This window comes from Ferruginibacter sp. SUN106, assembly GCF_050611765.1.
In the GTDB taxonomy this organism is placed as follows: domain Bacteria; phylum Bacteroidota; class Bacteroidia; order Chitinophagales; family Chitinophagaceae; genus Ferruginibacter.
The window spans coordinates 966,395-983,939 of the sequence record NZ_JBODJC010000003.1 but is presented as its reverse complement, the minus strand read 5'-3'; the positions used below and the strand labels follow the sequence as shown (position 1 = coordinate 983,939).

Here is a 17,545-nt window from a genome sequence, read left to right as displayed (position 1 = left end):
TGAGTTAGTCAATGGTGAATTGCATGCAGCAATTGCCAGCAGTACTACAAAAACAAAAAAAGTGAATGGCCTCATAAAAATTGTGTACACAACGGCCAGGGCTTTCTGCTGTATTGACATTCTGCAATTCATCAGCCCTAACTGGTGATGAGTAAAGTTAATGTAGTTGATGGTATATTCTGTTGCTCAGCTTTATTCATCCGATCCGGACTGCAAAGGCAAGGGATAGGGAAGAGTGGGTAACAACGACGGCGAAATCAATATTTTTTACCGGACATTTTGTGACCATGCCTGGGAATTTCGTAAAGAAAAAAGAAGCGTATAAATGTTTAATACAGTACCCGGAGCACTATTGCCATAGTCAACTATTGTTTTTATTCTTCCACTTTTAAACTGTAGTGTGGTAGTATAAGTGGGTTGGTCTGACCAGTCAGAAGTATAATTATCTTGTATGGAAGGCCAGTTAACGTTATTTATCAATTGATGCAAAGAATCTAAAGATTGATTTTTTATTACCGTATGGTAAACGCCATTAAGTGTATTGTATTTTTCTGCGTCATACTCCGCTTTTCCATTTTCATAAATAGTCATGGTAAAGATGGGGCATGTACCAAAACAAGCATCAGCCTCAAATGTGATAGTGTCAATCGGATCTTTATCCGGGCTACAAGCTGATAATAAAATTAATGTTATAAAAAAGCAGAAGGTAAATTTCATACTTTGTAAAGATTCAATTCAAAAGAGTTTCCATAAATGGTTAGTGATATACATGGAGGAAATACAGCGGCAGTATTTGTAGGCGCAATTTTGTTGGTACGTCAGCGCTTTACGGCCTTGCTTCGATACCAACAAAGGCACTTGCTAAGGGAAGAGTGGCTACCAACAATGGCAAGTGGTGCCTGCTGGTCGAAGACAAGGCAGGGCGTGCCGAGTAGGAGAAGACTTGCGGGGGCGAAAATTTATGTGTTAGTTAGACTGTTGTTAATTCCAAGAAACTGAGTGATCTCTTCAAATAATCTTGTTGTACGCTCAACATCATTTTCATAATTAAAAAAATCATAGTCGAATAATATTACAGCAAAATTTGAATAATCTTTGAATATTATGCCTTTGATTTTTTTACTTTCGATATAGCGCTTAATACTTTGATGTTTTTCTACTGGTGCTTTTCCTTTGTAATTTATAACAATAGAAAGAGGGATTTCGAAATGATTCCATAGTTCATACCAAATACCGAAAAATACGCTGGATTTAGTAATCATATCTTTTTCGAAAAAACCAATTTCAAATTGTGAATTATTAGACCAGGATAGTTTTTCGAATTCATTATAAACATCAGTAATAAAGTCAGTAAGAATGATGAGTTCGTGGCCAATTTGTTTAGAATAAAGAGCAGGTTTGACTGTTTGTTTTTGCATATTTAAAATTAAGAAATAACTCATTATAAAACTGTAACAATAACAGCTTGTAATTGCAAATGCAACAAACAGTAGAAAAATACTTTTTTGTACCTGCAGCAGTGTGCTGGTGGTATCCGTTTGGTTGAAGACCAGGCGGGAGGGTTCTGAGGATGGGAGTACCTGCGGCGGCGAAACAAAGGCACTTGCTTGGGGAAGAGTGGTTATCAACGACGGCAAGTTCGCTAGCTTTGCTGCAAACCTTTTGTTAGTGGAATGTGCTTTTGTTTGTCATGAGATAAATCTTCTTGATGCTCTGATAAGATTGTATATCATGTACGATGACCAGATTCGCATTAACAAGTCTAAGAAAATCAAATATCCAGAAAAAGACGTCTCCAACCTCCTTAATGGGTTGATATAAATAAAGAATTTTTCAAAGGCTTCTTGAAAGCCTGCAGCCGTTGGCTCGCAAATTGAAATGTGCAATGGTTTAAATCCGTTAAACAAAAGTGCAATTAGAAAAAGAATATAATGACCAAATAATAACCAGATTAACGGCTTTATAAAACTCTGACCATAATCACTGAATGTTTTACTCCAAAGTAAAATCATTTTGTCCCAAAATTGATTTTTCCATGGCTTTCCCCATGATAGTGTTTTATTGTGAAAGTTAAGTTCCTCTGAATAGAATTTGTGTTCTTGTATTTTATCACTATGCTTCGACATTGAGATTTTAAGTTGTCTGTATGCTTCCTTAATAGCAACGATTTCCTTAGGGGTGGTCTTGCGTCCAGTCTTTAGTGAATCTTCAAATATTCCATATCCAGGTCCGTTTATCGCTCTTACATTGTTACTCCATTTGCAGCCTATAAAAAGAGCGTCAGTAATAAAACTGTCTATTATTATAAGCTCTTTATATTGAGAGAAAAAAGCTCTATAGAATTGGACTTTGTCCAAATTGCTATTGGTAATCTGGAAATACCTTTTGTCATTGGTCAAGTCTTTTGGTTCAATGCCATAAAAGTTTAATGAACCCTCATTTTTAAAATTTGTTATGGAAATGTTGTTGCATTTAATTTTTGCGAAGCTGAAATTTTTTCCTTTATTTATGCCGTGCAGCGATATTTCATCAAAACTTTGCTCTCTAACAATAATATCGCCTGTTTCATCTTCTTTGGCAAAAATTACAAGTTTTTTTATGTTATCACCAATTAGATACTCACCTATATGTAAACTCTCAAATTTTGTCCCCGAAACCCATACTTCGTTGATTTCATAACCGGAGATGCTAACTTTTTCAAATGTACAGTGGGATAAATGAACAGATTTAACATATACATACTTCAGCAAGACTTCTTTTTTAAAAGTTCCGCTACTAAAATAAATAGAGTCTGATATTGTACAGCCTTCAAAAGTTAAAGATTCATTACATGTCATCCCATCAATGAAAAATAATTTGTCGGACTTAAAAGTGCAACCCTCAAATTTGAGTGGCAAATTTACTGTGACGGTATCGTCTAATATTAAATATTCATCTTCAAAAGTGCAACCAGAAATGAGAATGCTAGATTTCCCATACTCTTCCTTAATAAACTCTTTGGGTGGATTGCGTAACAAAGCCCTCAGCTCTTCTGCCGAAAGAATTTTATCATTGTTGTTAGCTGGTGAGCTTTCTGGTTGAGTCATATTTTTTTTGCTATGATACTTTAGGGGCTGTCTTCGTATTGCCATTAACTCCTGCATTTACGCAACTCTTCTTCACTAACCAATTGTTACTTAATTAAAAAATGAACAAAAATTTTGCTATTGCCATTTCATGTTACAATTTTCCAAATAAAAATAATCTTTAATAACTAAACTCAAAAAAATACTTCCCCCTACAGGATACCACATAACACTCTTCCCCGCCCAATGCTTTAAACTGCATATTAATTAGCACCTTAACTTGCATATATGAAATGTATCAAAGCCTTCCTGGTTATCAGCGCTTGTTTGCTGGCTGTACAAAGCACCACCGCACAACAACTTGCCGCTAAAAAAGATGTTTTAAAAACCATTACATTGGCCAACAAATATTTTATGGATAAATGGCCCGATGCCGGCAAGCCCATTTTTGTGCCCAGCCGCAACCGCACCTGGCCCAGCCATATATGGACGAGGGCCGTGTATTACGAAGGCCTGATGGCATTGTACAGTGTAGATAAACAAAAGGCCTATTACAATTATGCGGTAGACTGGAGCGCCAAACACAACTGGAGTTTAAGGGATGGTATTAAGACCCGTAACGGTGATAACCAGGCCTGCGGGCAAACCTATATTGACCTTTATACTATTGATAAAAACAAAACGCATATCGACAGCATCAAAGCTTCTGTTGACCTCATGCTTCAATCTTCAAAAATTGACGACTGGCATTGGGTGGATGCGATACAAATGGCGATGCCGGTGTTTGCCAAACTGGGCGTAATTTATAAAGACACGAATTATTTTCACCGCATGTACGAGATGTATGCGTACACGAGAAACAAACACGGCGATAATGGTTTGTTCAACGCTGCCGAAGGTTTGTGGTGGCGGGATAAGGATTTTGATCCGCCTTACAAAGAACCCAATGGCGAAGATTGTTACTGGAGCCGTGGCAATGGCTGGGTAGTAGCGGCATTGGTAAGAGTGCTGAGTAACATTCCAAAAAATGAACCGCACCGTGCAGAATATGTATCGGATTATAAAGCAATGATGGCAGCATTAATTCCCATTCAGCGCAATGATGGTTACTGGAATGCCAGCCTGCACGACAGCACTAATTTTGGCGGCAAGGAGCTAACGGGCACTTCTTTATTTGTATACGGTATGGCCTGGGGCATCAACAATAAAATTTTAGACCGTGCCACTTATTTACCCATCGTTACCAAAGCCTGGAATGCAATGGCCAAAGAGAGTGTGCATGCCAATGGCTTTTTAGGTTGGGTGCAGGGCACGGGCAAAGAGCCTAAAGAATCGCAACCTGTAACGTACGACAGGGAACCGGATTTTGAGGATTTTGGATTGGGCTGTTTTCTGTTAGCCGGGAGTGAAGTGTATAAGATTAAACGATAAGAATTGCTGCTGCGCAGCAAGGGTTAGCCACAGATTGCACAGATTACACAGAAAAATGCAATTGGTTTTAAACAATCTGTGTAATCTGTGCGATCTGTGGCAAAACAATTCACGCAGTGAATTAAAATAATTTGTGTAATCTGTGCAATCTGTGGCTAACAAAAATTCACGAAGTGAATTCAATAAATCTGCGACATTTGTTGCTCATCAGTTCACGCAGTGAACTACATACATAAACCATTTTTAATGAAACAACTTTGTTTTCTTTTTCTTCTTTTTTTATTGCTGCAATCCACGCAGGCGCAACGCACCAAATACAATTTTAACAGCGACTGGAAACTGAGCCTGCAGGATGACAGCATCTATGCCAAAAAAACTTTCGCCGATTCGTACTGGAAAAATATTACGCTGCCCTATGCCTGGAACGAAGATGATGCGTTTAAAAAAGATATTGCCGACCTGAGCACCGGCATTGTATGGTACCGGAAACATTTTCGCCTTCCTGCCAATGCCAAAGGTCAAAAAATATTTTTGGAATTTGAAGGTATACGACAAGCGGGTGAATTTTATGTGAACGGGAAATTTATCGGCCTGCACGAAAATGGGGTGATGGCTTTTGGTTTTGATATTACTGAGCTTGCAGAATTTGGCGATATAGAAAATGTGATTGCGGTGCGTATTGATAACAGCTGGGAGTACAGGGAAAAAGCCACCAACAGCAAATTTCAGTGGGAGGATAAAAACTTTAATGCCAACTATGGCGGCATCAGTAAAAATGTGTACCTGCATGTGGTGCCGAAAGTGTACCAGACTTTGCCTTTGTACAACAATTTAAAAACAACCGGTGTGTATGTGTATGCGGATAACTACAACATTAAAGCAAAAACTGCAACGGTACATGCAGAGAGTGAAGTAAAGAATGAAAGTCTTGCTAAACTGAATATTACTTACGAAGTACAGGTAAGTGACAAAGACGGAAAAATAATAAAAACTTTTACAGGAGATAAAACCATGATTGCCCCGGGAGAAATAAAAACCGTGAAAGCAGCTGCTGCTGTTAACGGATTAAATTTCTGGAGCTGGGGCTATGGCTATTTGTACAATGTGCAAACCAGGTTAACGGTAAATAATATTACCATTGATGAAGTAACCACCACCACCGGGTTTAGAAAAACAGAATTTAAAAACGGCATGATCTATTTAAATGACCGTGTGATAATGGTGCATGGCTATGCACAAAGAACAAGCAATGAATGGCCGGCAGTGGGTTTAAGTGTGCCGGCATGGCTGAGTGATTACAGTAATGGATTGATGGTGGAGAGTAACGGTAATTTAGTAAGGTGGATGCACATTACCCCATGGAAACAGGATATTGAAAGTTGCGACCGTGTGGGCCTGATGCAATCCATGCAGGCAGGCGATGCAGAAAAAGACGTGGAAGGTGTGCGATGGGAGCAACGCAAAGCCGTAATGAGAGATGCGATCATTTACAACCGCAATAACCCCAGCATTATTTTTTATGAATGTGGTAATGAAAGTATTTCTGATGCTCATATGCAGGAGATGAAAGATATCCGCAACACTTATGATGCTAAAGGCGGCCGTGCTATTGGCAGCCGTGAAATGCTGGATAGTAAAGTAGCAGAGTATGGCGGCGAAATGTTGTACACCAACAAAAGTGCCCATATTCCTATGTGGGCTATGGAATATTCCCGTGATGAAGGTTCGAGAAAATACTGGGACGATTATACACCACCTTATCATAAAGATGGTGTAGGCCCTTTGCACAACGGGCAGGATGCTTCTGCCTACAACCGCAATATGGAAAGCCATGCGGTGGAAAATGTAAAACGCTGGTTCGAATTCTGGAACGAAAGGCCGGGTACCGGAAAGCGTGTAAGCGCCGGCGGTGTGAACATTGTTTTCAGCGAAACCAATACGCACCACCGTGGTGTGGATAATTACCGCAGGAGTGGGGAAGTGGATGCACTACGTATCATCAAAGAAAATTTTTATGCCAACCAGGTGATGTGGGATGGCTGGGTGAATCCTGAGAAACAACATATCCATATTATAGGGCATTGGAATTATTTGCCGGGTGTAAAAAAAGATATCTATGTTGTTTCCACCGCAGCAAAAGTGGAACTGAAAGTTAATGGCACTTCTTTAGGCTTCGGCACAAAGAGCGATGGCTTTTTGTTTACATTTAAGAATGTAGCATGGCAACTGGGTAATATCAGTGCCAAAGGTTATGATGAAAAAAATACTGTAGTTTGTTCAGACCAGTTGACTACTGTTGGCGAGCCGGTGGCATTGCGGTTGAAAAGTATTAAACGCCCCACTGATTTTATTGCCGACGGGCATGACCTTGCCCTGGTGGAAGTGGAAGTAATTGATGCCAAAGGCAGCCGTTGCCCTACTGCATTAAACATGATCAGTTATACCCTGGATGGTCCTGCCGTATGGAGAGGCGGTATGGCCATTGGCCCGGATAATTATATTTTATCGCAGCAGTTCCCGGTAGAAGGTGGCGTGAACAGGTTTTTGATACGTTCCACTACTTCGCCCGGCGAAATTAAAATTACTGCTACAGCAGATGGATTGAAACCGGCCACACTAACGTTAACTACTACACCGTTTGTAACCGAAGGGGGCTTATCAAAAATATTACCTTCCGCAGGACTGCCCTCTAATTTACAAAGAGGGCCAACACCTGCCACGCCTTCTTATACTATCACCCGTACACCAATTAACATAATAAAAGCCACAGCCGGTGCACATGCCGACAGTGCCTTTGCCAGTTATGATGACAATGAACTGAGCGATTGGGTAAATGATGGCAAACTGAATACGGCCTGGATAGAATACGATCTTGAAAGAGCTGCCACCGTAAGTGAAATTACCTTGAAGCTGAATAATTTCCGCAGCCGCAGTTATCCCTTGCGTATTACTGTTGATGGTAAAGAAGTGTATAAAGACAGCACCCCGAAAAGCCTTGGCTATTGCACCCTCATCTGCAAACCCACCAAAGGAAAAAAAGTGAGGATTGAACTGGTAAAAGAAACCATTAGCGCCGCCACTACTACAGGAATGGAAGTGAACGGTAAGAAATTAGATGATGGTGTGGGAAGAAATGATGCGAATGCGAAGGGAACGCTGAGTATTATAGAGGCAGAGATTTATGAAAAATTATAAAGAATGTCTATTAATGGCAAAGGCGTTTGCTTTCAGCAAGAATAATTGTTAGCGAGGGAAAATGATCAATGTTCAACACTCAATGCTCAATGTGCAATGAAAGGCAGGAGACTTTGTTTTGTTATAGGAATTCGTAGCGGAGGAAATGTTCAATGTTCAACGTTCAATATTCAATGCTCAATGAAAGGCGGGAGACCTTGTTGTGTTAAGGGGGATTTGTAGGGAAGGGAATGATCAATGTTCAATATTATTCAGGTAAGTACAAATGATCAATGTTCAACACTCAATGCTCAATGTTCAATGAAAGGCAGGAGTGTTAAATTGGAAACTGTTTTTATTTCTCCACCAGTACCTGCGTAAGGCGCATCTTTTGGTTCGGTGACGCCGAAGGCGGGATTCGAAAAATTCGCCGGCAGGCGATAATTTTTCGAAAGAAGCAAAAGATGCGCCGGCGCAGGTACGCATCCCGAATGTTTTCGGGACGGCTGAGGAGGTGAAAGCTTTAAATTAAAAAGAGATAACAAAAAAGAAATAACGCTAACCCATGTTAAAAATATTTACCGCCATTTTATTATTAACTGCTTTAACTACAACCGCACAAAAAAAATCTCCATCCCCCAATATCATTTTCATCCTTGCCGATGACCTCGGCTATGCAGACATCGGCTGCTACGGGCAACAAAAAACAGAAACCCCTAACCTGGATAAGCTTGCTAAAGAAGGCATGCGATTCACGCAATTCTATTCCGGCTCCACTGTATGTGCGCCTGCACGTACCACACTGATGACCGGCCTGCACACAGGCCACACCCCCATAAGGGGCAATAAAACTTTTACACCCGAAGGACAAACACCATTGGAAGACAACGTAATCACCATTGCTAACCTTTTACAAAAAAACGGTTACCGCACAGGCGCCTTTGGTAAATGGAGTTTAGGATTTATCACCACTTCCGGCGATCCTGCCAAAAAAGGCTTTGATGAATTTTTTGGATACAATTGCCAGTCGTTAGCACATGATTATTATCCTGATCATTTATGGCATAATCATGATAGAATTGATTTTACTGCCAACCTTACAGCCAATGCTGTATACTCTGCTGATACCATTCATGCGGAAGCCATGCAATTCATCAACCAGCAAAACAGCAATCAACCCTTCTTTTTATACTTACCTTATACCTTACCACATGGCGATGTGATATTACCGCACGACAGTGTGTACAATTATTACATCAGAAAATTTAATGAAATACCTGTTCCTTTGGGTAATAAAAAAGATACCCTGGCTTATGAGCCCTATCCACACGCCGCTTTTGCAGCTATGGTAAGCAGGCTGGATAAATATGTAGGAGAGATTGTAAATACGATCAACAAAAATGGCCTGGCAGAAAATACACTCATCATTTTTTGCAGTGATAATGGTCCGCATAAAGAGAATGGTGGCGACCCTGAATTTTTTCAGAACCATGGTATTTACCGTGGCATTAAAAGAGACCTGTATGAAGGTGGTATTCGTGTGCCTTTTATTGCTTATTGGAAAGGAAAGATACCACCTGCTGTAACGGATCAGTGGCTGGCATTGTGGGATATGTATCCTACGTTTCAACAAGTAGCCGGATTACCTGTAAATAAAAAAGTAGATGGCGTTTCCATACTACCTACATTATTACACCAGGGCAAACAAGTGCAACATGATTATTTGTATTGGGAGTTTCATGAAAACAATGGCCGTCAGGCTTTACGCTGGAGAGATTGGAAACTGGTAAAACTGAATGTGAATACTGCCGCAACCACTGTAGTGGAATTGTATGACCTGAAATATGATCCCGGTGAAAAAAATGATATTGCAGATAAGTTTCCGGGCATTGTAAAGAAATTGAATGCGATGATTAAAAAAGTGCATACTCCAAATAAAGACTGGCCGTTGCTGCCCGAAGAGTTAGCGGGGAAGAAGATGGTGAATGATTAATGTGTTAATCCTTGCCCTGCCCTTCAGGGCAGGGATTAAATGATGGGCTAAAGCCCTGTAACTCTTTTTTATTATTCCCTGGTCTGAAGACCAGGGCAATTGAAAAGACCAGGGCAATTGAAAAGACCAGGGCAATTCAAAAGACCAGGGCAATTGAAAAGACCGGGGCAATTCAAAATATCATTTCTTATTCCCGGTCATGTAACTACAGGATGGATAAAGTCATCCGATTAAATAAGTTGTGCTGCTATTCAGATCCACCAATAACGATTTTAACGATTGTATCACTACTAAATCTTTTACAATAATGAAAGTTTTTTTAACAGGATTGCTGATAGCGTCTGCCTGTACTGCATTACATGCACAGGAAGTATTGGAAACCGGCGGACAAAAAATGCCTGCGGAATGGATCGATAAAGATACCCATCATAAAATAGTGCGTTTATCGGATGGCCTGCCTGGGAATAGCCTGAGTTTTTATTTTCACAACAATCCTTTTATTGGCAACAACATGATCTTTTACAACAACAGCAAACAAAAAGCTGCTGATGTAACCGATATGAAAAAAGAAGCCACGCCTGCCACTAATATCAATAATACTCAGCTGTGGAGTATAGACCTGAAAACAAAAAAATTAACACAGCTTACTTTTCATGCCTCACCGATGAGCGGAGAAGTGGTGTGTGAAAAAACAAAAACTGTTTTTTACCAGGTAAAGGACAGCATATTTGCGTTGGATTTTGTTACTAAAAAAGAAAGGTTGGTGTCGGTATATCCTGCGGATTTTAAGTCGGGTATTATGACAGTAAACTCTGATGGTACTTTATTGGCAGGTTCAAGAGCTACCGATGCAGAGAAAGAAATTTTAAAAAATAATCCCAATAAGAGCAGTTATTTTAATTTGATCTACGATGCTCACCTGCCTAAAACATTATTCACCATTGATGTAAAAACAGGTGTGCTGAATAAAATATTTACCGACAGTGCCTGGTTGAATCATTTGCAATTTTCTACTACTGATCCTGCATTGCTTTCTTTTTGTCATGAAGGGCCATGGCATAAAGTAAACAGGATATGGCATATCAATGTCAACACCAAACAGATCACACAAGTGCATCACCGCACTATGGATATGGAAATATGGGGACATGAATGGTTTGGCCAAACAGGCAAAACCATGTGGTTTGACCTGCAGCAACCCAAAGGACAAACTTTTTTTGTAGGCGGTTACAATGTAGCTACCGGAAAAGAAATTAAATACAGCCTGCCACGTAACGACTGGAGTGTACATTACAACAGCAATGCTTATGAAACTTTATTTGCAGGTGATGGCGGCGATCCCGGTGCGGTAGCTAAAGCACCTGATGGACAATGGATCAATTTGTTTACACCAAACGGCGATCATTTTGATACCGAGAAACTGGTAAATATGAAACACCATCAATATAAATTAGAACCTAATGTGCATTTTAGCCCGGATGGCAAATGGATCATCTTCAGGGCGAATTTTGAAGGAGAATCGAATGTGTATGCGGTGGAGGTGAAGAAGTCGTGAGTCGTGAGACGTGAGTCGTGAGTGGCACTCTAAGAATGGTTATTTCTTTTAGCTATTCACGACTGACGTCTCACGGCTGACGTCTCACGACTGACGTCTCACGACTGACGTCTCACGACTGACGTCTCACGACTGACGCCTCACGACTGACGCCTCACGAAAATTTTGAGCTTGTTAAATTAAAATATATTATGCGTAAAGTATTGTTGTCTTTTTTTGTAGTTATAGTTTTTAGTTCTGCAATGGCGCAGGTAAAATGGCCGGCAATCACTAATCAAACCAAACCATGGACAAGATGGTGGTGGCTGGGCAGCCAGGTTAAAAAAAATGACCTTACCACTGTGATGCAGCAATACCAGCAAGTGGGATTGGGTGGCCTGGAGATAACTCCGATCTATGGCGTACAGAAAGAAGAGGAACAGTACATCCCGTTTTTGTCTAAAGAATGGATGGAGGTGTTCAGTCATACTTTAAAGGAAGGCAAGCGCTTAAATTTAGGGATTGATCTTGCTAACGCTACCGGGTGGCCGTTTGGCGGCCCGTGGATAGGTGATGAAGATGCCTGTAAAAATATGCAGGTGAAAATGTATAGTCTTAATGGTGGCGAAACTTTACAAGATACGATTCAATTTATACAGGAGCCATTGGTGCGTACAGAAAATTACAAGCCGGTTAAGATTGAAGATGTATTGCAGCCAATATCTGCCAATAAAAATTTACAGGCACTATCAATGGACCAGGTAAGGTTTGTAAGGCCATTACCATTGCAAACTTTAATGGCCTATTCCGATGCCGGCGAAAGTATTGACCTTACAAACAAAGTAGATACAAAAGGTAAATTAAACTGGACAGCACCCAATGGCAAATGGAATTTGTATGCGTTGTTTATGGGATGGCATGGCAAACAGGTAGAAAGAGCAGCACCGGGCGGCGAAGGCAATGTGATCGATCATTTTTCTGCCAGTGCCTTGCAACATTATTTAAAACGTTTTGATGATGCGTTTAAAAATACTGACATCAGCAGCCTGCGTGGATTTTTTAATGATTCGTATGAAGTGGATGATGCCAGGGGCCAATCTAATTACACGCCTTTATTATTTGAAGAATTTAAAAAGAGAAGAGGCTATGATCTGAAAACAGAATTGCCTGCGCTCTTTACCAAAACACATACCGACAGAACGAACAGGATATTATGTGATTACAGGATGACGATCGACGAATTAATTCTGGAAGACTTTACAGGTGAATGGAAGAAGTGGGCACACAGTAAAGGAAAGATCGTTCGTAATCAATCGCATGGTTCGCCTGCCAACACATTAGACCTGTATGGTGTGGTAGATATTCCTGAAACAGAAGGCACAGAAATATTGCGTATTAAATTTGCGCCCTCTACATCTCATGTGATGGGCAAACCATTAGCGGCATCAGAATCTGCTACCTGGCTCAATGAACATTTTGTTTCTTCTTTAAGCGATGTGAAAAAAGCATTGGATGTATATTTTATAGGTGGTGTAAATCACATTGTGTATCACGGTACGTCCTATTCGCCGCCGTCTGAACCATGGCCGGGCAGGTTATTTTATGCTGCGGTAGAGTTTACACAAGCCAATCCTTTCTGGAATAATTTTTCAGCATTGAATAGTTATGTTACCAAAACGCAATCTTTTTTACAACAGGGGAAACCTGATAATGATGTGCTATTATATTTCCCCATTTATGATAAATACTCCGAACCGGGAAGGGATCTGTTATTGCACTTTGACGGCATGAAGCCGGATTTTAACGGAACGCCTTTTGAAACATCGGCAACGATGATGCAGGAAAAAGGCTATGCTTTTGATTATATTTCCGACAGGCAGATATTGAATTTGCAAACGGCGAATAATAAAATCATCACAGGTGGAACTGCCTATCAAACTATTGTATTGCCCGATGCAAAATTTATGAAAGTGGAAACGCTTAAACATTTAATGGAACTGGCAAAGAATGGCGCAACTATTATTGCCTATAAAAATTTACCATCTGATGTACCTGGTTATGGCCAGTTAGAAAAAAATACAGCAGCCTTTAAAAATTTATTAAGCCAGTTGAAATTTGGTAACACTGATTTTGAAGAAGTAAAGTCTGCCACAATTGGTAAAGGAAGATTTTTAACAGGGGATAACCTGGAGTCTTTATTACATCTTGCCGCCATAAGAAAAGAAACTATGGTGGATAAAGGATTACAATTCAGCAGAAGAAAAAATGCTGATGGCAGTACTTTTTATTTTGTTGCCAATCGCAGCAATAAAAAAATTGATGATTTTATTCCCTTGCAAATAAAAGCAAGTGGCGCTGCATTATACAATCCAATGAATGGTGCAGCGGGCATTGCAGAAACCAGTAATGGCGATAATTTTATTACGGTGCGTATACAATTGAATCCTGATGAAAGTTATATTGTTCAAACTTCGGCTAAAAGAATTAACGGCGTAAAGTATCCTTATATCGAAGAAACTGCAGCACCAGTTGAAATTACAGGAGAATGGCAATTGCAGTTTAAAGAAGGTGGCCCAACCTTGCCTCCATCCGTTACACTAAGCGAAGGCTTACTACCATGGACAGATGCTAAAGCTGAAAGTTATAAGACATTTTCCGGCAGCGCATCTTATAGTACACATTTTAAAAAGCCTTCCGGCACTGCAACTAAATACCTGCTTGATCTTGGTAAGGTATATGAAAGTGCAGAAGTATTTATGAATGGAAGAAAGATAGCCACATTGATCGGACCTGCGTATAGTACCGTTATAAATGCCAAAGACCTGAAAGCAGATAATACCATAGAAATAAAAGTGGCTAACAGTATGGCCAATCGTATTATCGACCTGGATAAAAGAAAAGTAGTATGGAAAAAATTCAACAATACTAATTTTCCTGCAAGGCTGGCAACAAACAGGGGAGCAGATGGTTTGTTTGATGCCTCTAAATGGGAACCTAAGATATCCGGACTGGCGGGCCCTGTTACATTAACTGCGATAAAGTAAGTAATGTATCGCCACTTGCAATAATTTCCCTCGAAAACGATTTCGTTTTTATAATGGTGCAATAACAAAGACAGATACAAAACTGGTGTAAATTGGCAATCTTTAACAGGATTGCAAAACAACAACACTATATGAAAAGACGTACAGTCATCAAACAGTTAGCCGCAGCAATACCTGCGGCAATGTTGCATCATCAACTACAGGCAGCTTCTTTTTTATTTAATGAAGCCGGTGATAATATTTTAAAAGGCACATTCAAACCCACCTGGGAATCTTTGCAGCAATACCAAACACCGGAATGGTACCGTAATGCCAAGTTTGGCATCTGGGCACACTGGGGGCCACAATGCCAGCCGGAATCCGGCGACTGGTATGCAAGGGAAATGTACATGGAAGGCAGCGCAAAATATAAATACCACCTGGAAAAATACGGGCACCCTTCGCAATTTGGTTTTAAAGATGTGATCAATGAATGGAAAGCAGCAAACTGGAACCCGGAAGAATTAGTATCATTATACAAAAATGCCGGTGCAAAATATTTTATGGCACTGGCCAATCATCATGATAATTTTGATCTGTATAACAGCAAATACCATAAGTGGAATTCTACCAATATCGGTCCCAAAAAGGATCTGATCGGCGGTTGGGAAAAAGCGGCACGTAAAAACGGGCTACACTTTGGCGTTAGTGTGCATGCAGCACATGCCTGGAGCTGGTATGAAACCGCACAACGCTCAGACAAAAGCGGCGCTTATGCAGGTGTGCCTTACGATGGTAAACTCACCAAAAAAGATGGCAAAGGGAAATGGTGGGAAGGGTATGATCCGCAGGAACTCTATGCACAGGATCACCCGTTAAGTGAGAACAGCAGTGATAACGGTGCCATACATAAACAATGGAACTGGGGCAATGGTGTAAATATTCCTTCGGCAGCCTATTGTAAAAGTTTCTTAAACCGTACTATTGACCTGATCGACAAATACAATCCTGATCTCATTTACTTTGATGATACGGCTTTACCGCTTTGGCCGGTAAGTGATGCCGGATTGAAGATAGCCGCACATCTTTACAATAAAAGCATTAAAGAAAAAGGAAAGTTAGAGGCAGTGATCTTTGGAAAGATATTGGACGAACAGCAACGTAAATGTATGGTATGGGATATTGAGCGTGGTCAAAGCAACAATATAGAGCCATTGCCCTGGCAAACTGATACCTGTATCGGCAGCTGGCATTACCAGCAATCTATTTTCACTAATCATAAATATAAATCAGCCAAAACAGTAATTCATACACTAGTGGACGTAGTAAGTAAGAATGGTAACCTTTGTTTAAGTGTACCGGTAAAAGGTGATGGTACTATCGATAGTGACGAAAGAAAAATTGTGGAAGATATTGGCAAATGGATGGCTGTAAACAGTGAATGTATTTATGATACAAGGCCGTGGAAAATTTTTGGCGAAGGCCCTGCACTGGAAAATGTAGCCGCACTTAGTGCACAAGGATTTAATGAAGGAAAAGGCAAGCCCTTTACTTCGGAAGATATCAGGTTTACTGCAAAAGAAAATATTTTATACGCTGTTGCATTGGGTTGGCCGGAAAATGGAAAGGTATTGATCAAAAGTTTATCTTCAGATAATGCATTGCACCTTAAAGCTATCAATTCGGTAACATTGTGTAATGGTACAGCATTACAATTTAAAAGAAGTATTGAAGGACTAGAAATAATATTGCCTGCCGATAAGCCTGAAACAAATTACGCTATCGCATTTAAAATATCATGATAAAGGAATGGTAAGAGTTAATATGCAATTAAGATTCTTTGTAAAATATTTTATTTGGTGCTACATGCTATTCGTTAATGGCAACAATGCTATAGCACAAACGATTGCTTACAGCAAAGGAGGTAATATGTACATTAACAATCCTGATTATTTTCAACTGGTAGCTAATATTGCCGGTAATCATCACTTGTTGAGTTTCAGTCACAATGAAAAACCGGAAATATCTATTTATAATGCTAAGTTGGAATTTGTGCAAAAGACGAATATGCCTTTTACTTTTCCCGATAATGCGGAATTAAGAATCGTACCCTTCGACAGTTTTTACTATGTTTTTATCCGGCCACATTTTACCAAACAATATTTATTCTGGAAAGTTGATGGTAATGGGAATTGCACTGATATGTCGGACGCTTTTCAAAAATTATTACAGTCACAGTCAGATAATATAAAATTGGGTTTTCAACTCATTCCTAACCAGGGACAGCTATGGATGTTGTATCATACAGCAATTGATGATGTGGAGAAAAGTACCCTGGTAATGTTACAAGCAGACAGCCTGCTTAATGTTTCGTTTATACATAAAGTGAGTTACGATTTTAAAAGGTATGAAGAAAAGTTGCAGCAGGAAATTCTCATCTTTGGCCGTTATTTGTTCGTTTTAAAAACTTTAGAAAGTGGTACTTCGCTGGAGTTAATGAAAGTGAACCTGGCTACAGGCTTTACAATACGCAACAACTTTCATAGTTCGGGGTATTTATATGCCCAGCCCTATGTTGACTTTAATACAACTGATTCTACTGTTACAGTCTCAGCATTGCTTATCGATCCCGATTTAAATTACAGAGCTAAGCAGTTTGTATTTGTAAGCCGGCTTAACAAAATATTGGTAGAGCAGGCGCCTTTTGCTATTTTAAAATCACAGTTTCGGAAAAAAGCCAATACTAATTTTATACTGGTAGATGGGGGTTCGAAATGGATGAATTTCGCAAAATGGCAGCAACGTTCTCCTGCTGCTTTTAATGATGATAGAATAACAGTTTATAAAGATTATACAATGTCTGCCACAGCCAACCAGGACCTGTATGATATCGATAACCAGCTTACAAAAATAACACAAGGCAATAATGTATCTTATTCAGATGAAATGGGGGTGCGTTTTTCTTTACTGAATAAAGATTTTAAAATTATCAGCGATAGCCTCATGCCTAACAACAAAGACCGGTATACGATATTTCCGGGTCAATTTACCAGGTTTAAAGTAGACAGTAGAGAATATTTAATGGTAGCACACCAGTTTTTTAATAGAAAAAAAGGGTTACTGTTGGTAACAAGTAATGATACACAAGGCCTGGGATATAATTACCTGAGGGTGAATGAACGCTACAATTATATGTTATCAAAGTCGAGGGTTATTCCTGAGCAAGGTATCATTATGCCTTACCTGTATAAAAGAGAAGCAGGCTTGATTAAAATCGGAATAAAATAGTTTATGTTATCTACATTAATAATTATGTAATGAAAAT

General features: G+C 39.8%; 10 protein-coding genes. 7 read left to right on the top strand and 3 right to left on the bottom strand.

Annotated features, from left to right (window positions below; all coding sequences use genetic code 11):
* Window positions 1-267 precede the first annotated feature (267 nt).
* The 3 genes from ACQ334_RS15630 to ACQ334_RS15620 form a co-directional block, all read right to left on the bottom strand.
* Window positions 268-717, bottom strand: a complete 450-nt coding sequence (locus ACQ334_RS15630) for a DUF6438 domain-containing protein (protein ID WP_430989178.1) — start codon at window positions 715-717, stop codon at window positions 268-270.
* Window positions 718-959: 242 nt separating this feature from the next.
* The gene (locus ACQ334_RS15625) at window positions 960-1,628 is read right to left on the bottom strand and encodes a hypothetical protein (protein WP_430989177.1); all 669 of its coding nucleotides are present in this window, start codon (window positions 1,626-1,628) and stop codon (window positions 960-962) included.
* A 60-nt stretch (window positions 1,629-1,688) separates the two neighbouring features.
* Window positions 1,689-3,086, bottom strand: a complete 1,398-nt coding sequence (locus ACQ334_RS15620) for a hypothetical protein (protein WP_430989176.1) — start codon at window positions 3,084-3,086, stop codon at window positions 1,689-1,691.
* A gap of 267 nt (window positions 3,087-3,353) precedes the next feature.
* On the opposite strand from ACQ334_RS15620, the gene ACQ334_RS15615 reads away from it, so the two are divergent.
* The 7 genes from ACQ334_RS15615 to ACQ334_RS15585 all read left to right on the top strand — a co-directional run bounded on the left by ACQ334_RS15615 (window position 3,354) and on the right by ACQ334_RS15585 (window position 17,508).
* Window positions 3,354-4,496, top strand: a complete 1,143-nt coding sequence (locus ACQ334_RS15615) for a glycoside hydrolase family 88/105 protein (protein ID WP_430989175.1) — start codon at window positions 3,354-3,356, stop codon at window positions 4,494-4,496.
* Window positions 4,497-4,742: 246 nt separating this feature from the next.
* Window positions 4,743-7,691 carry a sugar-binding domain-containing protein gene (locus ACQ334_RS15610; protein WP_430989174.1) on the top strand — a complete coding sequence of 983 codons (2,949 nt, stop codon included), beginning with the start codon at window positions 4,743-4,745 and terminating at the stop codon, window positions 7,689-7,691.
* Window positions 7,692-8,235: 544 nt separating this feature from the next.
* Complete coding sequence (locus tag ACQ334_RS15605) at window positions 8,236-9,663, top strand: arylsulfatase (protein ID WP_430989173.1); 1,428 nt, start codon at window positions 8,236-8,238, stop codon at window positions 9,661-9,663.
* 307 nt (window positions 9,664-9,970) lie between these two features.
* On the top strand, window positions 9,971-11,218 hold the full coding sequence (locus ACQ334_RS15600) for an oligogalacturonate lyase family protein (protein WP_430989172.1): 1,248 nt from the start codon (window positions 9,971-9,973) through the stop codon (window positions 11,216-11,218).
* 191 nt (window positions 11,219-11,409) lie between these two features.
* A complete protein-coding gene (locus ACQ334_RS15595) occupies window positions 11,410-14,241 on the top strand; it encodes a glycosyl hydrolase (RefSeq protein ID WP_430989171.1) in 2,832 nt (943 codons plus the stop codon).
* Window positions 14,242-14,372: 131 nt separating this feature from the next.
* A complete protein-coding gene (locus tag ACQ334_RS15590; protein ID WP_430989170.1) occupies window positions 14,373-16,022 on the top strand; it encodes an alpha-L-fucosidase in 1,650 nt (549 codons plus the stop codon).
* Between the two features lie 64 nt (window positions 16,023-16,086).
* Complete coding sequence (locus tag ACQ334_RS15585) at window positions 16,087-17,508, top strand: hypothetical protein (RefSeq protein ID WP_430989169.1); 1,422 nt, start codon at window positions 16,087-16,089, stop codon at window positions 17,506-17,508.
* Window positions 17,509-17,545 lie beyond the last annotated feature (37 nt).